Annotated in this window: 15 protein-coding genes; 5 read left to right on the top strand and 10 right to left on the bottom strand. The window is 54.0% G+C overall.

The genetic code is table 11. The features are described 5' to 3' along the window. Window positions 1-132 precede the first annotated feature (132 nt). Entirely contained in the window at window positions 133-2,784 is a 2,652-nt protein-coding gene (gene gyrA, locus EC840_RS12415; protein WP_112289497.1) for a DNA topoisomerase (ATP-hydrolyzing) subunit A, read from the bottom strand. 259 nt (window positions 2,785-3,043) lie between these two features. Between gyrA and ubiG the strand changes: the two genes are divergently transcribed. Further along, window positions 3,044-3,766: a bifunctional 2-polyprenyl-6-hydroxyphenol methylase/3-demethylubiquinol 3-O-methyltransferase UbiG gene (gene ubiG / locus EC840_RS12420; protein ID WP_112289498.1), complete on the top strand. Its 723-nt coding sequence runs from the start codon at window positions 3,044-3,046 to the stop codon at window positions 3,764-3,766. 69 nt (window positions 3,767-3,835) lie between these two features. On the opposite strand, the gene EC840_RS12425 is transcribed toward ubiG, so the two are convergent. Then, window positions 3,836-7,624, bottom strand: a complete 3,789-nt coding sequence (locus EC840_RS12425) for an autotransporter outer membrane beta-barrel domain-containing protein (protein WP_132965561.1) — start codon at window positions 7,622-7,624, stop codon at window positions 3,836-3,838. A gap of 709 nt (window positions 7,625-8,333) precedes the next feature. Here EC840_RS12425 and nrdA point away from each other — a divergent pair. The 3 genes from nrdA to yfaE all read left to right on the top strand — a co-directional run bounded on the left by nrdA (window position 8,334) and on the right by yfaE (window position 12,080). Beyond that, window positions 8,334-10,616 (top strand): class 1a ribonucleoside-diphosphate reductase subunit alpha, encoded by a 2,283-nt coding sequence (gene nrdA / locus EC840_RS12430; protein WP_112289500.1) that lies wholly within the window; start codon window positions 8,334-8,336, stop codon window positions 10,614-10,616. Window positions 10,617-10,688: 72 nt separating this feature from the next. Further along, window positions 10,689-11,819 carry a class Ia ribonucleoside-diphosphate reductase subunit beta gene (nrdB, locus tag EC840_RS12435; protein WP_013574613.1) on the top strand — a complete coding sequence of 377 codons (1,131 nt, stop codon included), beginning with the start codon at window positions 10,689-10,691 and terminating at the stop codon, window positions 11,817-11,819. Then, window positions 11,820-12,080, top strand: a complete 261-nt coding sequence (gene yfaE / locus EC840_RS12440) for a class I ribonucleotide reductase maintenance protein YfaE (protein WP_113877058.1) — start codon at window positions 11,820-11,822, stop codon at window positions 12,078-12,080. It begins immediately after the preceding gene. A gap of 618 nt (window positions 12,081-12,698) precedes the next feature. On the opposite strand, the gene EC840_RS12445 is transcribed toward yfaE, so the two are convergent. Both EC840_RS12445 and EC840_RS12450 read right to left on the bottom strand, forming a co-directional pair. Next, a complete protein-coding gene (locus EC840_RS12445) occupies window positions 12,699-13,904 on the bottom strand; it encodes a nicotinamide mononucleotide deamidase-related protein YfaY (RefSeq protein WP_132965563.1) in 1,206 nt (401 codons plus the stop codon). A gap of 249 nt (window positions 13,905-14,153) precedes the next feature. Then, window positions 14,154-14,699 carry a YfaZ family outer membrane protein gene (locus EC840_RS12450; RefSeq protein WP_112289960.1) on the bottom strand — a complete coding sequence of 182 codons (546 nt, stop codon included), beginning with the start codon at window positions 14,697-14,699 and terminating at the stop codon, window positions 14,154-14,156. A 321-nt stretch (window positions 14,700-15,020) separates the two neighbouring features. On the opposite strand from EC840_RS12450, the gene EC840_RS12455 reads away from it, so the two are divergent. Next, on the top strand, window positions 15,021-16,454 hold the full coding sequence (locus EC840_RS12455) for a catalase (protein WP_113877056.1): 1,434 nt from the start codon (window positions 15,021-15,023) through the stop codon (window positions 16,452-16,454). Window positions 16,455-16,555: 101 nt separating this feature from the next. On the opposite strand, the gene menE is transcribed toward EC840_RS12455, so the two are convergent. Genes menE through menF form a run of 6 tightly spaced genes read right to left on the bottom strand, consistent with a single transcriptional unit; the run spans window position 16,556 to window position 23,620 of the window. Then, the gene (gene menE, locus EC840_RS12460) at window positions 16,556-17,929 is read right to left on the bottom strand and encodes an o-succinylbenzoate--CoA ligase (protein ID WP_132965669.1); all 1,374 of its coding nucleotides are present in this window, start codon (window positions 17,927-17,929) and stop codon (window positions 16,556-16,558) included. Window positions 17,930-17,946: 17 nt separating this feature from the next. Then, window positions 17,947-18,948 carry an o-succinylbenzoate synthase gene (menC, locus tag EC840_RS12465; protein ID WP_132965565.1) on the bottom strand — a complete coding sequence of 334 codons (1,002 nt, stop codon included), beginning with the start codon at window positions 18,946-18,948 and terminating at the stop codon, window positions 17,947-17,949. Then, window positions 18,948-19,805, bottom strand: a complete 858-nt coding sequence (gene menB, locus EC840_RS12470; protein WP_112289949.1) for a 1,4-dihydroxy-2-naphthoyl-CoA synthase — start codon at window positions 19,803-19,805, stop codon at window positions 18,948-18,950. The genes menC and menB overlap by 1 nt, the downstream gene beginning before the upstream one ends. Then, a complete protein-coding gene (menH, locus tag EC840_RS12475) occupies window positions 19,792-20,589 on the bottom strand; it encodes a 2-succinyl-6-hydroxy-2,4-cyclohexadiene-1-carboxylate synthase (RefSeq protein ID WP_132965567.1) in 798 nt (265 codons plus the stop codon). The genes menB and menH overlap by 14 nt, the downstream gene beginning before the upstream one ends. After that, a complete protein-coding gene (gene menD, locus EC840_RS12480) occupies window positions 20,586-22,259 on the bottom strand; it encodes a 2-succinyl-5-enolpyruvyl-6-hydroxy-3-cyclohexene-1-carboxylic-acid synthase (RefSeq protein WP_113877052.1) in 1,674 nt (557 codons plus the stop codon). The genes menH and menD overlap by 4 nt, the downstream gene beginning before the upstream one ends. 23 nt (window positions 22,260-22,282) lie before the next feature. After that, window positions 22,283-23,620 carry an isochorismate synthase MenF gene (menF, locus tag EC840_RS12485; protein WP_132965569.1) on the bottom strand — a complete coding sequence of 446 codons (1,338 nt, stop codon included), beginning with the start codon at window positions 23,618-23,620 and terminating at the stop codon, window positions 22,283-22,285. Window positions 23,621-23,695: the final 75 nt, after the last annotated feature.

A 23,695-nucleotide genomic window follows, 5' to 3' on the forward strand; every position in this document is an offset into this window, starting at 1 on the left:
TTGATGTTACGGCTCTGTGAGCGGGTTAGGTTTTGAATTCAGAATACACTATTGTCGCAGTTTCTAAAAAATACGATGTTATAAAAAAGGGCATAACAATGTTATGCCCTTTTGTCATCTGAAGAAGAAAACTTATTCTTCTTCGTCGTCAGCTGGCTGATCGTCTTCACTTTCCGCGTCGTCTGGCAAATCGGCTGCTTGTGCCGCTTCCAGTTCGCCCGCTTCGGTGGCTACACCATCCAGCTCTTCGTCTTCTACCGGTTCTGCAACACGTTGCAGGCCGACTACGTGCTCATCGTCTGCGGTACGGATAAGCGTCACACCCTGGGTGTTACGACCTACAGTACTCACTTCGGAAACACGGGTACGCACCAGTGTGCCGGCATCGGTGATCATCATGATCTGATCCGCTTCATCAACCTGGATCGCGCCAACAACCGGTCCGTTACGCTCGCTCACTTTGATCGAGATAACGCCCTGCGTTGCACGGGATTTGGTTGGGTATTCGGTGGATTCAGTACGTTTACCGAAGCCGTTTTCTGTCACAGTCAGAATACAGCCGTCGCCGCGTGGAATAATCAGCGACACAACGCTGTCGCCTTCGCCCAGACGGATACCGCGAACACCGGTCGCCGTACGACCCATTGAGCGGACCGCTGCTTCAGAGAAGCGCACCACTTTACCAGCCGCAGAGAACAGCATGACTTCGTCTTTACCGTCAGTCAGGTCAACACCAATCAGCTCATCACCCTCGTTGAGGTTGATGGCGATGATGCCGGCGCTGCGTGGACGGCTGAAATCGGTCAGTGCAGTTTTCTTCACGGTACCGCTCGCCGTTGCCATGAACACATGACGGCCTTCTTCGTACTCGCGTACTGGCAGAATGGCGGTAATACGTTCGTTCGGCTCAAGCGGCAACAGGTTGACGATAGGACGACCGCGGGCACCGCGGCTGGCTTCCGGCAACTGATAGACTTTCATCCAGTACAGACGTCCGCGACTTGAGAACATCAGAATGGTGTCATGGGTATTAGCCACCAGCAGACGGTCAATGAAGTCTTCTTCTTTAATACGTGCTGCTGACTTGCCTTTACCGCCGCGACGCTGCGCCTCGTAATCGGTCAGAGGCTGATATTTCACGTAGCCCTGATGCGACAAGGTCACCACAACGTCTTCCTGATTGATCAGGTCTTCGATGTTGATGTCCGACGTATTGGCAGTGATTTCGGTACGACGCGGATCGTTGTACTGATCGCGGATCGCTTCCAGTTCTTCACGAATGACTTCCATCAGACGGTCAGGGCTGGACAGGATGAACAGCAGCTCGGCGATTTGCACCAGCAGCTCTTTGTATTCATCCAGCAGTTTTTCGTGCTCGAGGCCGGTCAGTTTCTGCAAGCGCAGATCCAGAATTGCCTGCGCCTGTTGTTCAGTCAGGAAGTATTTCCCGTCGTGAATACCAAACTGCGGCTCCAGCCATTCCGGACGCGCTGCGTCATCACCGGCGCTTGCCAGCATGGCAGACACGTTGCCCAGATCCCATGAGCGCGCAACCAGGCCAGCTTTCGCTTCTGCCGGCGTCGGTGCAGCACGGATTAATTCAATGATCGGGTCGATGTTTGCCAGCGCGATGGCCAGTGCTTCAAGGATATGAGCACGGTCGCGGGCTTTACGCAGTTCGAAGATGGTACGACGCGTGACGACTTCGCGGCGGTGACGAACGAACGCAGACAGGATTTCTTTCAGACCGAGAATTTTCGGCTGACCCTGGTGCAGTGCCACCATGTTGATACCGAAAGACGTCTGCAGTTGCGTCAGTGAATACAGGTTATTCAGCACCACTTCACCGACTGCATCACGTTTGATTTCAATGACGATACGCATGCCGTCTTTGTCAGACTCATCGCGCAGCGCACTGATACCTTCAACGCGTTTTTCTTTCACCAGCTCGGCGATCTTTTCGATCAGACGGGCTTTGTTCACCTGATACGGGATCTCGTGAACAATGATAGTTTCGCGACCGGTTTTCGCATCAGCTTCCACTTCAGCACGGGCACGGATATAAATCTTGCCACGGCCGGTACGGTAAGCTTCTTCGATACCACGGCGGCCGTTGATGATGGCCGCTGTCGGGAAGTCTGGTCCCGGGATGTGTTCCATCAGCCCTTCAATGCTGATGTTTTCATCTTCAATGTACGCCAGACAGCCGTTGATAACCTCAGTGAGGTTATGCGGCGGAATGTTCGTCGCCATACCTACCGCGATACCGGACGAGCCGTTAACCAGCAGGTTTGGAATGCGCGTAGGCATAACAGAAGGAATTTGTTCGGTGCCGTCATAGTTTGGCACGAAGTCGACAGTTTCTTTTTCTAAGTCTGCCAGCAATTCGTGAGCAATTTTTGACATGCGGATTTCGGTATAACGCATGGCAGCTGCGGAGTCGCCATCCACTGACCCGAAGTTACCCTGCCCGTCCACCAGCATATAGCGAAGTGAGAAAGGCTGAGCCATACGAACGATGGTGTCATAAACCGCGGTATCACCGTGTGGGTGATATTTACCGATAACGTCACCGACCACACGGGCCGATTTTTTGTAGGCTTTATTCCAGTCGTTACCGAGGACATTCATTGCGAAAAGTACGCGGCGGTGCACCGGTTTCAAACCATCGCGCACATCTGGTAACGCACGTCCGACAATAACGGACATCGCATAATCCAAATAAGAGTTTTTAAGCTCTTCTTCGATGTTAATCGGTGTGATTTCTCTGGCAAGGTCGCTCATGGAGCTGCTATCCCTCTACTGATTATTCATGGCCGCTGCCCACGTAGGCATATATAGCGCAAAGGTGTAAAACTATACCACAAACCAGCCAAACGTGGAAAACAACCGCCCCCTTTTGCGTACTATTATCCAACGCGTTTCAAACCTTTGCACGCAGGGCTTCATTTCGTATAAACATTAACCAAAACGACAAAACTGAGCCAAAGCAGATGGAATATGTATAATCCGCTAATCAAGTGATAAGGAGTTACTCACGCTCATGACAACCACACCGTCTGCAAAACCGCAAAACATCGACCACGAAGAAATCGCCAAATTTGAAGCCGTCGCCTCGCGCTGGTGGGATCTGGAAGGCGAATTCAAACCGCTGCACCGTATCAATCCGCTGCGCCTGAACTACATTCTCGAACGTGCTGATGGCCTGTTCGGCAAAAACGTGCTGGATGTAGGTTGTGGTGGCGGGATTTTGAGTGAAAGCATGGCGGTAGCAGGTGCGAATGTTACCGGTCTGGACATGGGCGGTGAGCCATTACAGGTGGCACGTTTACATGCGCTGGAAAGTGGCGTGAAAGTGGATTACGTACAGGAAACGGTAGAATCTCATGCCGACGCACATCCGCAGCAATATGATGTGGTGACCTGCATGGAAATGCTCGAGCACGTGCCGGATCCGGCTTCTGTCGTTGCCGCCTGCGCGCGTCTGGTGAAACCCGGCGGTCATGTGTTCTTCTCTACCATCAACCGTAACAATAAAGCCTGGCTGATGGCGATTTTCGGCGCTGAGTATGTGCTGAAAATGGTGCCTAAGGGCACGCACGACATCAAGAAATTCATCAAGCCTTCTGAATTGCTGGGTATGATCGACCGCACATCGCTGTTTGAGCGTCACATTATGGGTCTGCACTACAACCCGCTGACCGACCATTTCAAGCTCGGGCCAAATGTAGATGTGAACTACATGATCCACACGCAGGCCCTGTAAAATAAGGCCAGCAAAAAAGGGTGACAGATCCGTCTGTCACCCTTTTTTTATGCTTTCTTTCCAGCCGTTTTACCAGCGGACAGTCAACCCGACTGAGCCTTCGGTTTGCGAAAAATCATCCGACCCTTTTTGCTGTCCGATTTTGCCCCAGACCGTGGTATTTGCGCCCAGATTGCCACTGACCCCGGCACTCAGTTCCGCACTGTCTTTTGCGGTGTTGTCGGTAAAATTCACGCCATCGACATTCAGCGCCGTTTCCGCACTGTTATGGCGATAATTCGCTTCGATAAAAGGTTTGAGATGCAGCGCCGGTGCCGTCTGAATATCCCATTCGCTGCGCAATCCTAAGCGCGTCTGAACGTTATTATCGCCCTCTTGTGTCACTTTCGACTGATTCGAGGCGGTAAAGTCTTTCTGCTTCACCCCCTGATAAATCACCTGCGCCTGCGGTAGCAAGGTCCAGTTCCACTGATTTCCCTGCATCAGGGTGAAGCGGTAACCGCCTTCCAGCGAGGCCAGAAGACCGGAAGAGTGATAATTATCGTCACCCGTGCCGTCTTCGCTGACGCTGTTATCAAACCAGGCATATTGCAGCCAGCTGTCGAGATAGGCTCCCTGATGCGCCTGCGCATCCTGATACCAGGAAGCGGTCAGCCCTGCGGCGTATCCCTGAATATCATTATCTGATTTTCGCCCGGTCAGCGCGCTGGTGCTGTCGCCGTGGCTGTTACTGTAACCGCCGACGATACCGGCCAGAATTTCGCCGTCACCTACATTATCGCGCAGGAAATTGGTGCTGATCTGCGCGACGGTAGTGTCATTACTGCTGTCAATCTGATTGCTGAATGTGGAACTTTCATGCGCAGTCACCACACGCAATTTGATGTTGTCATCTGCCGCACCGGCGTGATCTTGTGCTGTCATGCTGAACGCATTATTGGCAATGCGCAGGTTGCTCATATAGCCGCCCATTTTAGGGTTCAGCACCGGTGAAAAATCTTCCCCGCCAGAGGCTGGCACAGGTTGTGGCTGCGGTGTTGGTTGTGGCTGGACATCAGGATCGGGCTCAGGTTGCGGATCAGGCGTCACCACCTGCGAACGCAGATACCAGTCCTGATTATCCTGCACCAGCGAATAATCGTAGGCGCCCATATTGATATATTGCTGATTGCCCGCCAGATGGAAATCGGCTGCGTTGTTATAGCTTTGCGGATCGGCAACAAAATCGACAACTTTGATGCCATTCTGCGTGGCCTGTCCGATACCGCCGACCGGCACAATCGCCAGGGCAGTATCTCCTGAGGTATTGCCATTGAGGATCAGTTGATCGGTAGCCGATGTATCGCCGTTCAGCTCGGTTTCCAGCACCACGGTGCCGCCGCCGGTGTAATCACCGTTCACCGTCAGCGTATCGCCCGCTGTGCCATTTTGCATGCTGGCGGTTCCTGCGCTGTTATCCAGATTGCCATTCACCGTGACACCGGCCAGATAGGTTAAGGCATCAAGGGACATATTGGTGTTCAGCGTGCCTTGCAGACTCATGCCGGACGTGGCATTCACCAGCGTGCCGCCCGTGCCGGTAAACAGGCTGGCATCCAGCGCCGAAGCCGTGTCCTGATGGGTCAGTACCAGCTGAGTGTCATCGGAAATCAACACCGTACCAGCGGAATCTGTATCGATGCTTCGCACCTGCTGATCCATGCCGGTGACGAACGCGGCATTTTCACCGACATACAATGAAGAGGCGTCAGCGATAATATTTTCAGCGCCGCCCTGCAAGCTGCCCTGTTCGACACGCACAGCGGAATGACTGCTGCCTGAATCACTGAGTATCAGCGTACCGTTACCGGTTTTGGTGAACGTGCTGTTAACGTCCGCCTGCCCGCCGGTGCTGTCAGCCGTTAAGCCGCCCCATTGCGTGGTCACGCCGTCGTCCACCTGCATCGTCCCTGAGGCCCGCATTTCAATGTCCCGCGCCTTACCGGTCTGTGCTGATGTGGTATCGACCTGTCCGCTGGCATCGCCAGGAGCAGCAACTTCCAGCGTACTGGCCTGTGCCGGATCGGTGAAAATCACCTGCCGGTTATACGTTTCATCGCCCAGCTGAGAATTAGCGGTGACCTGCAAAGTGCCGGAGGCGATTTGTGTTGTGCCCAGATAAGCATTGTTATCCGCCAGCGTGACACGTCCGTTTCCGGCATTAATCACCGCATAAACGCCGTCACCGGCTGAGGTACCGTCACCAATGTGATAACCGGTGCCCGCCCCGAGCGTAACCAGATCGGCATTGCCAATCACCGTGCCGCCGGAACCGGTGATCGTCAGGCCGTCGTTTATCTGATTCGTTGTACCGTTAAACGTCGACATATCTGATAAATCCAGTACACCGCCGTCTAACACAATGGACTGCGGATCCGCCTGCAACAGGGCTAAATCATCCGCATCTCCCTGCAGGCTGAGAACCGCATTTTGCTCCACCACAATATCGCCCTCCAGCCCCATGGACTGCGCGCCGCTCAGGGTGAAACTGCCATTTTCAGCCACGGTCAGGTCGCCAGCCCCAGTGGTTGTCCCCGCCATGTAGCCGCTGTTAACAATGACATTACCGCCAGCATCAATATTCAGCGTGCTGTTTTCGTAGCCGGTAAAGGTATTTTTGAAGGTTTGCTGGGTACTGCCGACATTGAGGATCGCGGTATCATTCGCGGCAGTGTCACTGCCTAATATTATGCCCTGACAGGAATCCGGTTCAGTCTGGCAATGGTTATCGCCCACGTTAATTAAGGTGTTGTCACGCCCGAGCGTGACCGTACCTTCTAAGACCTGGAAGATGCCGGTAAAGCCACTGTTATCAGCATTCAGTACCAGTTCACCCTCGCCGCGTTTGAAAATAGCCCCTTCACCCGCAATAGAGTCATAAGCACCTTCATTAGCCGTGTTGCCGATGATCAGCGTTTTATCTTTGGCAATATCAAAATCGGCCTCGCTTTGGCCGAGGTACATGAAACCACCGCCACCCGCGTCCGCATCATTACCGTAGCTGTACGCAACATTATCGTGGTAGTACGCCACGCCGTCGTTATCTTCATAATTTTCATCAATATTGATATCGACGAGGAATGGCGTGGACGCACTGTCAGTATAAATCGCGCCGCCCTGACCCTCTGCCTGATTGCCGGTAAATTCGCTGTTGGTGATTACCAGGTTGCCGTTAGAGTCCGTCGTATTATCAGTGGCGTCGATCGCGCCGCCGCTGCCATTACCGTTGTTGCCGTTTCCGCTGGTTTTCGCCTGATTATCCTCAAATAAAACATTCGTCAGGCGAACTTTGTTATTCAGGGAATAGATGGCACCGCCCTTTCCTTCACTGGCAATATTGCCTGAAAATACGCCATTGATAATGGTGAGATCACCCACACCACGGTCATTCGAACCATTCATATAAATGGCGCCGCCATAATCATTGGCAACATTATCCGTAAAATCCGTATTTTCTAAATAAACGGAAGAGTTTTCATTGGCATAAATCGCCCCGCCGCTGCCATTGCTTTTATTTTGGGAGAACAGGCTATAACCGGTAGAGTTTTCAGGAATGATCGCCAGTGACGTATTGCTGTCCAGATGGACAGCGCCGCCGGATGCGTCTGAGACCGTCAGCCCGGAGAACTGCATTTCAGCCCCGTCAGCAACGGTGTAGGTGTTGAGTGTTTCATTTCCCAGAGTGGTAGCATTTGCATGACAGCTTTCGGTGATTTGCATACCCGAACAAGCCGGCAGCGTTTCAGCAAAAACAACGTCTGCCAATGGCAGTAAATTAAAGGCTAAAAATAAACACACCGTTACTTTATTGAACATCATTCAAATTCATTCCCGCGCCTGATGAAGAGCGGGAAAGTTAATACTCACGCGGCAGGGAGGCCACTTAATGATAAATTTAGAATATGTAAACAACATCATTTATTCATGATATGTATTTATAATACGGCTCATTTTCCTCAAAAGTGCATTTTTCAGAAAAGTGGATAAAAGAAGGGTTCTGATGTTGTCCCGGCGCGCCTTGCCGGCAATGCGGTAACGCCAAATCGTCAGCAGTTGCAAGTCATTTTTTCGGCCTGATGGGCAGGATTTGCGTTAAGGAATGGGGCATGAAAGGGTTAAAACGTTAGTTTTTAACGCGTTGGTTCGCGGGGACGCCGCAACATGATTTTTTAGAATAGTTATCCAGATCAATATAGCGTTTTTTTCTAACGTTTAATAAACCGGCAGTCGATCACCTTTCTTAAAAATATAAGAAAATCGTATCTCAGATATTGACAGGATTGTCGCGCCAGCAATGGCGGACTCTTCAGGCAGGGCTCAAAAATTTCTCCCCAACTTATCCACAAATCTGCCCGTTTTGTTCACTTGCAAAAGGGCCATTCAGTCACTATCTTGTCATCAGAAAATAACAAACCCACAATATATTGTGTTTATATCCTGACCAGCACACTAGGGACCTCTTGTGCTGCTGCGCGTGTTTTACGCGGCCAGGTCAGACCCTTTATAAACCTTTGAGGTATCGCCCCGAATGAACCAAAGTCTGCTTGTAACTAAACGTGATGGCCGCACAGAACGCATCAATCTTGATAAAATCCACCGTGTCATTGACTGGGCAGCGGAAGGTCTTCAAAACGTATCAGTTTCTCAGGTAGAACTTCGTTCACACATCCAGTTCTATGACGGAATCAAAACCGCTGACATTCACGAAACCATTATCAAAGCAGCGGCTGACCTGATCTCTAAAGATGCACCGGATTATCAATATCTGGCTGCACGTCTGGCTATCTTCCACCTGCGTAAAAAAGCCTACGGCCAGTTTGAACCACCAAAACTGATCGACCAGGTGACCCGCATGGTTGAAATGGGTAAATACGACAGACATCTGCTGGAAGACTACACGACTGAAGAGTTCGAGCAGATGGACAGTTTTATTGACCACTGGCGTGACATGAATTTCTCCTACGCGGCGGTTAAGCAGCTGGAAGGGAAATATCTGGCACAGAACCGCGTGACCGGCGATATCTACGAAAGCGCACAGTTCCTGTACATTCTGGTCGCGGCATGCCTGTTCTCCGGCTACCCGCGCGAAACCCGTCTGGATTACATCAAACGTTTCTACGACGCGATTTCTACCTTCAAAATTTCTCTGCCTACGCCAATCATGTCCGGCGTGCGCACCCCAACCCGTCAGTTCAGTTCTTGTGTTCTGATCGAATGTGGCGACAGCCTGGATTCCATTAATGCCACCTCCAGCGCCATCGTGAAATACGTTTCCCAACGTGCCGGTATCGGCATCAACGCCGGTCGCATCCGTGCGCTGGGTAGCCCGATCCGTGGCGGTGAAGCGTTCCACACCGGTTGTATCCCGTTCTATAAACATTTCCAGACCGCGGTGAAATCCTGTTCTCAGGGTGGCGTGCGTGGCGGCGCAGCGACGCTGTTCTACCCGATGTGGCATCTGGAAGTCGAAAGCCTGCTGGTTCTGAAAAACAACCGTGGTGTTGAAGGCAACCGCGTCCGTCATATGGACTATGGCGTGCAGATCAACAAACTGATGTATCAGCGTCTGGTGAAAGGCGGCGACATCACCCTGTTCAGCCCGTCTGACGTGCCTGGCCTGTACGATGCATTCTTTGCCGATCAGGACGAGTTCGAGCGTCTGTATGAAAAATACGAGCAGGACGCCAGCATCCGTAAGCAGAAAGTGAAAGCGGTTGAACTGTTCTCGCTGATGATGCAGGAACGTGCTTCTACCGGACGTATCTACATTCAGCACGTTGACCACTGCAACACGCATAGCCCGTTTGATCCGGCTATCGCGCCTGTTCGCCAGTCCAACCTGTGTCTGGAAATCGCGCTGCCAACCAAACCGCTGGATGATGTTAACGACGAAAACGGCGAAATCGCGCTGTGTACGCTGTCTGCCTTCAACCTCGGCGCTATTGAAAGCCTGGACGATCTGGAAGAACTGGCGGTTCTGGCGGTTCGTGCCCTCGACGCCCTGCTCGATTATCAGGATTACCCGATTAAAGCCGCAAAACGTGGCGCGATGGGTCGTCGTACTCTGGGTATCGGCGTGATTAACTACGCTTACTATCTGGCGAAAAACGGCGTGCGTTATTCCGACGGCAGCGCAAACAACCTCACGCACAAAACGTTTGAAGCCATTCAGTATTACCTGCTGAAAGCGTCGAACGAACTGGCGAAAGAGCAAGGCGCGTGCCAGTGGTTCAATGAAACCACTTATTCACAGGGCATCATGCCGGTGGATACCTACAAGAAAGATCTGGATGCGATTTGCAACGAGCCGTTGCATCTGGACTGGGATACGCTGCGTGAAAGCATCAAAACGCACGGCCTGCGTAACTCCACGCTGTCTGCGCTGATGCCGTCCGAGACCTCTTCGCAGATCTCCAACGCTACCAACGGTATCGAGCCACCGCGCGGCCATATCAGTATTAAAGCGTCGAAAGACGGGATCCTGCGTCAGGTCGTGCCGGAGTATGAGCGTCTGAAAGATCAGTACGAACTGCTGTGGGATATGCCGAACAACGACGGCTATCTGCAACTGGTTGGCGTGATGCAGAAATTCATCGATCAGGCGATTTCGTCCAACACCAACTATGACCCGTCGCGCTTCCCGAACAGTAAAGTGCCGATGAAACAGTTGTTGAAAGACTTGCTGACAGCCTACAAATTTGGCGTCAAAACGCTGTATTATCAGAACACCCGCGACGGTGCTGATGATGTGCAGGAAGATATGAAAGCCGACGTGGCTGACGACTGCGAAAGCGGCGCCTGCAAAATCTAATCATCTGTTTTAACTAAATATATTATTCAAAACCCCCGTCAGGGGGTTTTTGCCGAGAATGTCGAGGAAGTTATGGCTTACAGTACTTTTTCCCAGAATAAAAACGATCAGCTTCTTGAGCCAATGTTCTTTGGCCAGTCGGTTAACGTTGCCCGTTTCGACCAGCAGAAGCATGAAATCTTTGAAAAACTGATCGAAAAGCAGCTGTCCTTCTTCTGGCGTCCGGAAGAGATTGATGTTTCCCGCGACCGTATCGATTTTCAGGCGTTACCGGATCACGAAAAACACATCTTCCTGAGCAATCTGAAATACCAGACGCTGCTCGATTCCATTCAGGGTCGCAGCCCGAACGTGGCACTGTTACCCCTGATTTCTATTCCTGAACTGGAAACCTGGGTCGAAACCTGGGCGTTTTCAGAAACCATTCACTCACGCTCTTACACACACATTATCCGTAACATCGTGAACGATCCGGCGATTGTGTTTGACGATATCGTCACCAACGAAGAGATCCTCAAGCGTGCGAAAGACATCTCGGGTTATTACGACACACTGATCGAGATGACCAGCTACTACCATCTGCTGGGCGAAGGCACGCATCAGGTCAACGGCAAAACGGTCGTGGTAAACCTGCGTGAGCTGAAGAAAAAACTCTACATCTGTCTGATGAGCGTGAACGCGCTGGAAGCCGTCCGTTTTTACGTCAGCTTCGCCTGTTCATTTGCGTTCGCTGAACGTGAACTGATGGAAGGCAACGCAAAAATCATCAAGATGATTGCCCGTGACGAAGCCCTGCATCTGACCGGTACTCAGCACGCACTGAACCTGCTGCGTTCAGGTCAGGACGACCCGGAAATGGCAGAAATCGCGCTGGAATGTCAGCAGGAATGTCACGACCTGTTCGTGCTCGCGGCACAGCAGGAAAAAGACTGGGCGGAATACCTGTTCAAAGACGGTTCGATGATTGGCCTGAACAAAGACATTCTGTGTCAGTACGTGGAATACATCACCAACATCCGTATGCAGGCTGTGGGTCTGGACGCGCCGTTCAAAACCCGTTCCAACCCAATCCCGTGGATCAACGCCTGGCTGGTGTCTGATAACGTGCAGGTTGCGCCGCAGGAAGTGGAAGTGAGCTCCTATCTCGTGGGTCAGATCGATTCTGAAGTTCACGCAGACGACCTGAGTGATTTCGAGCTGTAAATGACGGACAGAACCATCACACTTTCAGCAAATGGCCAGCAACTGGCGTGTAAGTCAGAGCACCGGAATTTGCTGGAAGTGTTTGAACATCATCAGGTTGAAGTGGAATACCAGTGTCGCGAAGGTTATTGCGGATCTTGCCGGATGAAGCTGATCAACGGTGCCGTTGAGTACAGTGAGAAACCTTTAGCGTTCATCTCTGACGGCGAGATTTTGCCGTGTTGTTGCATGCCGGTTGGGGATATTGAGATTGCATTTTGATGGGCTGCTGCCCATGCCTGCCTTTAGCTTTTAGCCTTCAACATCAAGATATTGGGCTCGCCGCCCAAACTGACCTAAGGTCGTGGGCTTCGGCCCACACCGACCAGAGGACGCGTAAGCGCGCGCCCTCTGGACTCCCCCGCTTTTTCACTGCGCGCTCCGCCAGACACTATGTTTCAGGTATCACTGGGACAGGCTGGAAATCTTGCCGCTGCGCGGTACCTTCTCTCGGTCTTCGAGCCATAGGTCTCGAAGCCGCTCCGTTCAGCAAAATTTCTGAATCGCCCGCACGATCTTAAATTCAAAGACAGACTATTTTTCATCTTTTAAATAAGTTGATTGGCGTGCTCAAAAATGGCACCGAATGAACGGTTCGAGACCTATGGCTCGAAACCTGAAATTCGGGAATCGCGAAGCGATGACATTTTGCGCCACCTACAATTGCGTCAGAAACATGTCCGTCGTGCCCGCGATAGCGCGCAGTGAAAGAGCCCGGGGGGGCTTGGGGGGCGGCGGCGATAAGCCGTCCCCTAAGTCGGTGTGGGCCGACGCCCACGACCTTGATCTTAAGGCCAGTTTGGCTGGCAACCCAAGGTCTTGACCTGGCTTTTGTAAAAGCTAAACCTTAGCGACCCGATCCAACCACGGGTAATCCGCCACCGGTTCCCACCCGTTCAGGTAACGCCTGAGAAGATCCATCGCCACCATTGCCATCGTCTCCTGCCGTAAAGCCAGACCGTGACGCGTGGCGGTATAACGAATGGTTAATCCGCTGGTGCCGGATGGCGTATGAAGCGCCAGACTGAGTTGATCCCCTGACAGCGCACCGACGGCAAGAGCCAGTTGTGCGCCGGTGGTTTCTGCCAGACTCTGCGCGCGCGCCAGCAGGCATTCGAGGGATTTCTCTGGTGAGGCTTCGTCGCCCTGTGGCAATAACTCGCCGTTGACCAGCGGAACGCCGGCGCTTTGCAGACGCCAGTTCAGCAGGCCACCGGTGAAACTTTCGCTGACCGCCAGACGTAAATCCTGCGCCAGCAGACGCTCCGCCAGACGATCCGGCAGGCTGCCGAGTCCTTCGAAAATGGTGCTCTCCCCCGCCACTTCACGCACGCGCTCAAACGCTTTGTGCATGACTGCTTCCTGCGAGCGCGGACCAGTGACTTTCAGCTCGATAATCGGTGATGATGAACGGTACCCCATCACCACGCCTTCCGGCAGTTCGAGTTTATCCAGCTCCGTCGCAAGATCACTTTCACCACGACCAAACGTCGTGAGACGCAGACAAAGCGGGGCTTCCAGCGCCGGAAATTGTTTATGCAGACGCGGAACGATTTGCTGCTCCACCATCACTTTGAATTCAGAAGGCACGCCCGGGGTGAAGAAAATCTGACAACGGTTGAGCTTGACGCTGAAGCCGCAGGCAGTGCCGACCGGGTTATCCAGTAACTCAGCATTGGCCGGGATCTGCGCCTGTTTGCGATTAGATTCGGCCATCGGGCGGCCACGTTCGTTAAAGAACGCCTGCATGGTTTTAATCCAGCCGGCATCTTCAACCAGCTCAACGCCGCAGGCTTTCGCCGCAGCCAGCGCGCTTAAATCATCCGTCGTTGGCCCTAAGCCGCCGTTCACGATCAGCACATCGGCGATATGGCTGCGTTCTTCGAGAACAGCCACCAGCGCGTCCAGGCTGTCGCCCACGGTTTCACGGCTGGTCATCGGTAAACCCTGTTCGAACAGATAATTCGCCAGCCACGCCGAATTGGTATCCACAATCTGGCCGTGCAGCACTTCATCACCCGTACTCAGCATCTCAACCCTAAGCATCCCGTTCTCCTTCTGTTTTTTGTCATTCCACTGTAGAAAGGCTGAGACAGAAAAACAATCTTTGGGGCACAAAGTGATATTACAGACAATAAAAAAGCCTGCTAAGCAGGCTTTAAACAGAGTAATACCCAAAAGATTTCATGGTGCAGGAAGGCGGCAAGCGCGCGAATCCCCGGGAGCTGACACAGGTCAGTGACCGGGGTGAGCAAGTACAGCTAACGCATCTGCAACTTGAAAGATGACGGGTATTTAGAAGTTGATCGCGCCACCTAAATACGCGCCATCTGCCACCACGTTATCGCGGTTGCCGTCTTTGCCGTCCATCGCCATGTAGCGGTAACCCACGCTCACGGTCACCAGTGGAATGGCGGTCAGACGGATGCCTGCGTTCGCTTCTTCATAGTTTGCGATGCCGCTGGAGAGTGAATCCGGGGAATAGTAATAGTCACCGTACAGGGTGAACATTTTTGCGATTGGCAATTGCAGACCACCGCCGACCGCAGCCGCGTAACCTTCGTCGCCGTCTTTCGGATTGGTATACAGACCTTTACCGCCAACGGTTGCCATGAAAGGCCCTAAAGGAATGTTGTAACCTAAACCAACGCCAGCCACATCACCGTCGTCATCGTTGTGAGTGTAATCACCGCTCAGAGCCAGTCCCGGAGAAGTGGTACCAAAGCCCACGCCCAGGTGCGTGTAGTGTTCGCCGACTTCACCGTTAACACTGATGGCGTTCGCAGAAGCCGCGGCAAACATCAGGCTGGCAGCGGCGCCAGCGACAAGGATCTTTTTCATTATTTTTCCCAAATAATAGCTAAACGACATTAAATCTTCCGCCCGAAGTCTAAAGCAATTCACTCTGTTGTAACAACTTTTTGGGACTTTTAAACATTCAGCGGAGCATAGAAAATTGTAAGAAACATCGTTCTCATTGATGAAACGAAGTTTTCCCATCGAAATGATAACTCCCACCTATTTGCCCCTGATCAACATATGGTTTATTTGTAATGGGTAGAGTTAATTTGGCTTAGGAGAGCAACCCGCAAACACGGAATGTTAACGATCTACAACGCTTCTTTTACCTACACACCCCGTTTTCACTGGAAGGAATTTGTTATGACCAAGAAAGGTTTAACTACTGCCGCTGGCGCGCCCGTCGTCGATAATAATAACGTAATAACGGCGGGTCGCCGTGGCCCGTTACTTCTGCAGGATGTCTGGTTTCTTGAGAAATTAGCGCACTTCGACCGCGAAGTGATCCCTGAGCGCCGTATGCACGCGAAAGGTTCCGGCGCTCACGGTACATTTACCGTCACCCACGATATTACCGCTTACACCCGCGCGAAAATCTTCTCCGAAATTGGCAAGCAAACTGACATGTTTATCCGTTTCTCAACGGTGGCCGGTGAACGCGGTGCGGCAGATGCAGAGCGTGATATCCGCGGTTTCTCAATGAAGTTTTACACCGAAGAAGGTAACTGGGATTTAGTCGGCAATAATACGCCGGTGTTTTATCTGCGTGACCCGCTGAAATTCCCTGACCTGAACCACGTCGTTAAACGTGACCCGCGCACTAACTTGCGTAATCCGGCGTATAAATGGGACTTCTTCTCGCATCTTCCGGAAGCCCTGCATCAGCTGACCATCGACGTCAGTGACCGCGGTCTGCCCACCTCTTACCGTCATATTCATGGTTTTGGCAGCCATACATTCAGCTTTATTAATGCAGAAAATGAACGTTTCTGGGTGAAATTCCACTTCCGCTGCCAGCAGGGTATTGAAAACCTGATGGACGATGAAGCAGAAAAACTGGTGGGTACCGACCGCGAAAGCTCCCAGCGTGACCTGTACGAAGCGATTGAACGTGGCGATTTCCCACGCTGGAAGCTGTTCGTGCAAATCATGCCGGAAGCGGATGCCTCAAAACTGCCGTACAACCCGTTTGACCTGACTAAAGTCTGGCTGCACAGCGACTATCCGCTGATCGAAGTCGGTGAATTCGAACTGAACCGCAATCCGGAAAACTACTTTGCCGAAGTGGAACAGGTCGCCATGAGCCCCGCGAATGTGGTCCCTGGTATTGGTTTCTCACCAGATCGCATGTTACAGGGACGTCTGTTCTCCTACGGCGACGCGCACCGCTACCGTCTGGGCGTGAACCATCATCAGATCCCGGTGAACGCGCCAAAATGCCCGTTCCATAATTATCACCGTGACGGCGCAATGCGTGTGGACGGTAACAGCGGCAACGGGGTGACCTACGAGCCAAACAACGCCGGTCTGTTCCAGGAACAACCTGATTTCAGCGAACCGCCACTGAGCATTGAAGGCGCGGCCGATCACTGGAATCACCGTGAAGATGACGATTACTTCACCCAGCCGCGTCTGCTGTTCAATCTGCTGTCTGAAGCCGAACATCAGCGCATGTTTGCGCGTATTGCCGGTGAACTGAAACATGCGTCGCCGGACACGCAGGCACGTCAGGTCGCACTGTTCTATAAAGTCGACCCTGCTTATGGTGCAGGTGTTGAGAAAGCTCTGAAAGACTGATTTTAGCGCCGCATAAATGACAAGGGCCGCAATGCGCGGCCCTTTCTGTTTTTTGCAAAAGAATGTTTTCTGCAAAAGAATGTTTTCTGCAAAAGCATATTTTACGAAAGCATGTCTATCCACTGGCGGACGCTGGCCCGCGAGATTTTAATCCCACCCTGTGCAAGAGTTTCAGGCAGCGAATGATAGGCCACCGGCAACTGAAAGCGCGGGAGTTTATTGCTCAGCCAGAGATTGAGTTCCTCATACAACAGCCCGGCTTGCGCTTCGAGCACGGCGACCGGCCGCTGTCCAAATTGCTCATCTTCCACCGGTATCACAAACGCCTGAGAAACCTGCGGATGGCTTACCAGCACTTTCTCGATATCTTCAGGCTGTATCCCTTCCCCGCCGCTGAAAAAGAGATTATCCAGCCGTCCGGCGATCAGCAGTTCACCATCCCGCCATTCTCCCCGGTCACGCGTATGTAACCAGCCGTCAGTACTGACAACCGGCGTCAGCGCGCCATTTTTCCAGTAACCGCAGGCCAGACTGTCGCTGCGGATCAGGACTTCCTGATCGACGATTTTGACGTCTTTACCGCTGAGCGGCAGCCCGACGCCCGCAGATCCATCTGCCCGTTTTGCCGTCACGGTCGACGCCGTTTCGGTCATGCCATATCCGCACCAGCAGCGGATACCGGCGCGTTCTGCTTGCTGGGTTAATTCCGGCGGGATCTGCGCCCCACCCAGCAGGACGTCTTTGAGTTTTTCAGGCAACGGCGTGCCTTTGAGCAGGCGCCACAGTTGAGTCGGCACCAGTGAGGCATGGCTGCATTCCTGCAGCGCCGCTTCAAACGGTTGCCCGTCGGCCAGCACCAGCGTCGCGCCAGCCAGCAACCAGCGCCAGATGATGCCCTGTCCGGAAACGTGGAATTGAGGCAACGAGAGCAGCCAGCTGTCGTGCTGTGTAAAATTGATAAGCCTCAGCACCCCGGCCGCACTGGCGAGATGAGCGGAGGCGGTATGCGCGGCGGCTTTAGGTAAACCCGTGGAGCCGGAGGTCAGCGTCAGGGTTGCCACGCGATCCGGTTGCCATGCCACGGCGCTGACGGACCAGTCATTTTGCAGCGAAAGCGCGGGGATATTTAAACCCAGCGCCGTTTCAGCCAGGTCGAGCATAAAATCAATATTGAGCTGAGAAAGCAGTTCATCGCATAACGTCTGAGGAAGTTGCGGATTAAGCGGCAATAAACGCGCGCCGGTCTGTAACAGCGCCAGATAACTCAGCAACGCATCCAGATTATTTTTACTGCGCAACACCACGCCAGTGCCTTCCGTCACGCCCTGCGCAATGAATCCGGCGGCCAGCGAGTCAACGCGGTGCTGCAAATCGCGCCAGCACCAGCTGACGTCTCCGGCTTTGAGCGCCACCGCAAAAGGAGTTTGCGCAGACCTCTGCCGCCACGGCCAGTCCGTCATTATTTGCTCTGCCATACTATTTATCTGCTTCTCTATCTGCTCTGCCATACAATCTCCAGCGCAGAAACATCGGTCAGCGGAAGCGCGGAATCCGGCCAGCGGCGAACCAGCTGCGCCTGCATCAGATCCAGCGTATCCAGACCGGGAACCGCATCTGGTGTCAGCCACTGCGCAATACGTGCCAGTTGTGTCAGTCCCAGACTGGATTCAATGGATGAGCTGATCACCGCTTCCAGCCCGGCGGCGTGCGCCTGCGCTATCAGCTGACGACAACGCATCAGACTACCGGTGAGCGTAGGTTTAATGATGATAGCCGCCACACCGGGCTCAGCCTGCACGGTAAAACCGGCTTCGCGCACGCTTTCATCCCAGGCGATTGCGATACCGGTCAGACGGGCAAAGTCGCGGGACTGTTCGCGGGTCAGGCAGGGTTCTTCGATAAACGTGATGCGGGACCGCAGTTCCGGCGCAACATGGCGAGCAAATCCTGCGGCTTTCACCGGCGTCCAGCTGCGGTTAGCATCGAGACGCAGATGCAAATCCGGTAAGGCTTCCAGCAGCATACTGACATTCAGGCCGTCACCGACAGATTCGTACAGTCCGACTTTTACTTTGGCGACTTTGCGGCCATGCGCATCTGCGGGTAATGCGCCGAGACGTGCATAAAGCTCATTCGGATCGCCGTGGCACAAAGGCGCACAGCGCGTACTCAGCACCTGCGGCAGTTCATCGCGCAGTTCGGCATCGGCACAGCTCAGCCCGAAAGCCACTGAAGGCAACGCGCTGAATGCTGAGGCAACCGCCGTCAGCGACGCGCCCTGTATCCACTGACTCAGGCCATGCTGAACGGCTTCCTGCGCTTGAGGCAAATCTTCCTGACTAAATCCGGGCAGCGGCGCAATCTCGCCCCAGCCAGTTTTATCGTCCTGCCACAATGAAACCAGCAGCCCGTCGCGCGTTTTGAGACGCTGGTTGCGCAGCACCACGCCCGCTTCCATCGGCAGGCAATACCGGTACACCGTGGCGCGGCGCATTATGGATTTCGCTTAAATTTGCTGAAGTCCGGCTGGCGTTTTTCGTTAAACGCGTTGCGGCCTTCCTGACCTTCGTCAGTCATGTAGAACAGCATGGTGGCGTTACCCGCCAGTTCCTGCAAACCAGCCTGACCGTCGCAATCCGCGTTCAGAGCCGCTTTCAGGCAACGCAGCGCCATCGGGCTGTTTTCCAGCATTTCACGACACCAGCGCACGGTTTCTTTTTCCAGATCCGCCAGCGGAACCACGGTGTTGACCAGTCCCATCTCCAGCGCGGCTTTAGCGTCGTACTGACGGCACAGGAACCAGATTTCACGGGCTTTTTTCTGGCCGACGATGCGCGCCATATAGGATGCGCCCCAGCCGCCGTCGAAGGATCCGACTTTCGGGCCGGTCTGGCCGAAGATGGCATTATCTGCCGCAATCGTCAGGTCGCACATCATATGCAGCACGTGGCCACCGCCGATGGAATAACCCGCCACCATCGCCACAACCGGTTTCGGGCAGGTGCGGATCTGGCGCTGAAAATCCAGCACATTCAGATGATGCACGCCGCTGGCATCCTGATAGCCGCCGTAGTCGCCACGGACTTTCTGGTCACCGCCGGCACAGAAGGCTTTTTCGCCTTCACCGGTCAGCACGATCACACCGATACCTTCGTCGTTACGGGCGTCATCGAGGGCGCGGATCATTTCTTTCACCGTCAGCGGGCGGAAGGCATTACGCACCTGAGGGCGGTTGATGGTGATTTTAGCGATGCCATCGGTGGATTTGTGATAACGAATATCTTCAAACTCACCGGTGCAGTCACGCCATTCGACCGGCGCGTAAAGTTCTTTTTCATCAGGATAAATCATGTGCAACGTCCTTTAAGACAGGTGAAGTAATATATGCCAGCGCCTGACGGACAAATTCCGCCGGATTTTCACGGTGGGCGTTATGCCCGGCATTGGCGATAGTGCGCAGTTCGAAACCGGAATTCTGCGCGAGATGAATAAATTTGGTGTCATGACTGCCGCATAACCAGATCAGGGGCAGCGAAAGCTGATGCAGTTGTCCGCGCAAATCGGGTTGGACAGAAAGCGATGTCGCCGTGAGCATCGCAGCCACAGTGTGGGGATTGTTGTTTTCCCGCAGCAAAATCAGCTGCTGTCGCTGTTCATCGGTCAGGCCGGAAAACACCGGCTGGCGATACCAGCTGGCGAGCGCCTGTTTCCACGGCAGTTGCAAAAAACGCGTCGCCCATTGCTGATCGTGATGACGACGCTGCGCGCGTTCGGCCTGACAGGTCAGCCCGGGATGCGCACCTTCGACCAGCACGCCCTGCAATCCGCTGCGATCCCCCTGACAGGCGTGATACAAACTGATGCGTCCGCCGAGCGAGTAGCCAATAAGCCAGTACGACGATATCCCCTGCTGATGCAAAGTATCGGTCAGTAACTGGCTGACATCCGCAAAACCGGCGGCGGTTAATTGCGCTGAACGCCCGTGTCCCGGCAAATCGATAAAAAGACAAGGCCAGCCTTCCAGCGACGCCTGTAACGGCTGCCAGTCTTGCGCACTGCCCAGCAGGCCATGGAGAAATACCAGCCACGGACGGCCTGTGGCTCCGGCATTTAGCGAAGTACAGGCCAGCGTCATGATGCGCTCATCTGGCGGATCAGCGTGCGCAGGCTTTCTGCTCCGTCCGTCTCACTGACTTTCAGTTCGATCAGCTTCACGCCGCCGTGCTGCCAGCATTCGCTGACAGCCTGATACAGCGCAGGCACTGATGTCGGGCAGGCATAATCCAGACCAAACATCGCCGCCGCGTGACTGAAACTGACGTTCTGCGGCATGCAGTAAAATCGCTGGCGCTCAGCTTCCGGCGTCGGTAGCAGCGAGAAAATCTGTCCGCCGTTGTTGTTAACGATAATGATGACGGTTGGCGCTGAGCACTGACGCATCAGCGCCAGTGCGTTCAAATCATACAGCGCAGAGATATCGCCGAGCAGCACCAGCGTCGGTTTGCAGGTTGCGCGCTGCACGCCCGCAGCGGTGGAAAGCAAACCATCAATACCGCTTGCACCGCGATTGGCATAAACAGGATAACCGGCGGGCAGTTTTGCAAAGGCATCGACCAGCCGGACAATCAGGCTGTTGCCGAGGAATAACTGGCCGTGCGCGGGTAATAATGCCGGAAGCTGCCATGCGGCGGCGGCCTCTCCAAAAGTGCCATCGAGATGAGTTTTCACCGCCTGACTGGCACGTTGCGAACAGGATCCAAGCTCTTCCGCCCAGTCAGGCTGTGGCTGAGCCGGATGCGTCAGCAACCAGTCAGCGACGGTCGCCTGTATCCTGCGGCCACGGTGCTGCGCCGGATCCTGACGCCCCGGCAATGTATCAATCAGCCAGTATTCCTCGGGTTCACACGCTGCCTGCCATTGCAGTAAACGTTTACCGGTTAAACCGCCGCCAAACTGAATCACCAACTGAGCGCGTGCCAGCACAGCCTGTGCCTGCGGTGAAGCCAGCCATAAATCGGCACAGGGAAGCGGGTTACCCGTAGAAGCCTGAACGTCGCTGATCAGCGGCCAGCCAAGTAGTTCGGCCCAGCGCGCGACGGACTCGCTTTCCTGCGCTGAAATGCGACCGGCAATAATCACGCCGCGCTTTTGCCGCCAGGAAAACCAGTCTGGCTGTGCGGTCGTATGCTCAACCGGCGAGTAATTCAGCCACGGCTGATGCCCCTGCCACCAGTCGCCCAGCTGTTGCAGCCAGTCCAGATATTCACCGCTGTCTTCACCATACAGCGGTTCGGGGAAGGGACAGTTAATATGCACCGCGCCGTGTGTCTGCTGCGCCAGTGCATTATCCAGCGCGGAGACCAGCCAGCGGGCACTGATTTCCGGCGTCGGACGCGGCAAATCCAGGGTGTGTACAGGATGGCTGGCAAACATGCCGGTCTGGCGGATAGCCTGATTCGCGCCACAATCGATAAGCTCCGGCGGACGGTCGGCAGTGAGCAATACCAGCTTTTCGCCGGTCAGCCCGGCTTCGATCAGCGCCGGATAAAGATTGGCTACCGCTGTGCCGGAGGTGACAATGATCGCCACACGCTGCCCGCTGGCTTTTGCCAGCCCAAGCGCCAGATGGCCGAGGCCGCGTTCATCAAAATGGGTATGGCAGATAAGGTGTGGATGCGCTGCGGCGGCAAGTGTCAGCGGCGTGGAGCGGGAACCGGGCGCAATGCAAACGTGTTGCACCTGATGGCGGGTCAGTGTTTCGAGGAGCAGCGTCGCCCAGCGGCGGTTAAAAACGGCAACAGACATGGTCAACTTACTCCGGCAAAGGATTATCCGGCCTGAACGGCAGGCGTGTAGTGCTCTTCCAGCAAAGTACGCAATCCTGCGGCTTTGTTTTCGATTTCCTGCCACTCCTGTGCAGCGTCAGAACCGGCGACAATTCCCGCGCCAGCGTAGAGTTCCAGATGATGTCCTTTCACCGCCGCAGAACGCAGCGCGACGGTAAACTCCGTCTGTTCAGCGCTGATGTACCCGGCGGAACCGGCATACCATTCGCGGTCAAAAGGCTCAAATTCAGCGATAAATTCGCGGGCTGCCTGACGCGGCAATCCGGCGACGGCCGCCGTCGGTTGTAAACGTTGCAGACAACCGGCGTCATCGGATTCCGTCAGTTCGCCATGAATACTGCGGCGCAGATGCTGTACTTTGCGCAGACGTAAAATCTCGGCAGGCATGATGTCGAGGGTTTGCGCCCCGCCCTGCAAACGCTGGCAAATGTCATCCACCACCAGCAGGTTTTCTCGCTGATTTTTGCAGTCGTTCAGCAGCCAGTCGCCCAGTTCCTGTGCTTTAAAATCATCAGGATCGTTGGCGACGGTGCCCGCCAGCGCTTCGGTATATAACTCATCGTGGTTGCGCAGGAACAGGCGTTCAGGGCTGGAACCCAGGAAAGCCTGTTGTGGCGTGAATGCCAGCATAAAGTGATAGCAGTGGTGGTTCACCGCACGACTGGCAGCCAGAAATGCGCAGGCGTTCAGAGGCTGGCTGAGAGTCAGCGTAGTTTTTCGCGCCAGCACGACTTTGTCGAATTGCTGCGCTTCAATGCAGTTCAGTGCGCGGGTAATCAGCTGATTCCACTGCGGCTGCGCCGGTAAATGCTGGTGCTGTAAGACGCGGGAGGCGATCGGCGGTAAAGCCTGACTGGCAACCAGAGATCGCAGGAACAAACGCGTGCGGCGAGCTTCCACACGTAAAGAATGCGCACTGAAAAGCGTACAACGCAACCAGTAGCGGCTGCCCTGACGGCAAAGTTCGACGCGCGGGAGAAACAGTGCATTGGCAGCAAAGGCGGAGCTGTCAGCGCCATTGAAGGCGTTCAGCCCCCAGATGTGCAGATCAGGTACATCCTGATGTTCGCGGATAAAAGCCTGCGCCTGTGCCGTATCGCCAAAAGCGTAAGCATCGCCACAAACGGCGGCTTCTTCATTGCCATCACGCTGTTGCCAGTAGAATTTAGGGTAGCAGGGTTGCGCAGACAACCATTCCAGCAGGCCGGTGTCTGGCTGTTTTTGCAGAGAATAACTGAACTGCCGGATCCCCGCTGTATCAGGCCATTCGCCTGCCAGTGTTGTATCAAGCTGCTCAATGATTGCTGATATTTGTTTCACCGCTACCTCGGGCCATACCGGATGTTTAGTGACGGGCAGAAATACCCTTCTGGATCAAAAAACGGGTTGGATCAA

Source organism: Rahnella sp. JUb53, assembly GCF_004346065.1.
In the GTDB taxonomy this organism is placed as follows: domain Bacteria; phylum Pseudomonadota; class Gammaproteobacteria; order Enterobacterales; family Enterobacteriaceae; genus Rahnella; species Rahnella variigena.

Bases quoted from the DNA above. Each gene is read 5' to 3' on its own strand.
- menB (WP_112289949.1), bottom strand. From the start codon at position 19,805: ATGATTTATCCTGATGAAAAAGAACTTTACGCGCCGGTCGAATGGCGT.
- EC840_RS12455 (WP_113877056.1), top strand. From the start codon at position 15,021: ATGACCAAGAAAGGTTTAACTACTGCCGCTGGCGCGCCCGTCGTCGAT.
- nrdB (WP_013574613.1), top strand. From the start codon at position 10,689: ATGGCTTACAGTACTTTTTCCCAGAATAAAAACGATCAGCTTCTTGAG.
- ubiG (WP_112289498.1), top strand. From the start codon at position 3,044: ATGACAACCACACCGTCTGCAAAACCGCAAAACATCGACCACGAAGAA.
- menC (WP_132965565.1), bottom strand. From the start codon at position 18,948: ATGCGCCGCGCCACGGTGTACCGGTATTGCCTGCCGATGGAAGCGGGC.
- menD (WP_113877052.1), bottom strand. From the start codon at position 22,259: ATGTCTGTTGCCGTTTTTAACCGCCGCTGGGCGACGCTGCTCCTCGAA.
- EC840_RS12425 (WP_132965561.1), bottom strand. From the start codon at position 7,624: ATGATGTTCAATAAAGTAACGGTGTGTTTATTTTTAGCCTTTAATTTA.
- menE (WP_132965669.1), bottom strand. From the start codon at position 17,929: ATGGCAGAGCAAATAATGACGGACTGGCCGTGGCGGCAGAGGTCTGCG.
- nrdA (WP_112289500.1), top strand. From the start codon at position 8,334: ATGAACCAAAGTCTGCTTGTAACTAAACGTGATGGCCGCACAGAACGC.
- gyrA (WP_112289497.1), bottom strand. From the start codon at position 2,784: ATGAGCGACCTTGCCAGAGAAATCACACCGATTAACATCGAAGAAGAG.
- EC840_RS12450 (WP_112289960.1), bottom strand. From the start codon at position 14,699: ATGAAAAAGATCCTTGTCGCTGGCGCCGCTGCCAGCCTGATGTTTGCC.
- yfaE (WP_113877058.1), top strand. From the start codon at position 11,820: ATGACGGACAGAACCATCACACTTTCAGCAAATGGCCAGCAACTGGCG.
- menH (WP_132965567.1), bottom strand. From the start codon at position 20,589: ATGACGCTGGCCTGTACTTCGCTAAATGCCGGAGCCACAGGCCGTCCG.
- EC840_RS12445 (WP_132965563.1), bottom strand. From the start codon at position 13,904: ATGCTTAGGGTTGAGATGCTGAGTACGGGTGATGAAGTGCTGCACGGC.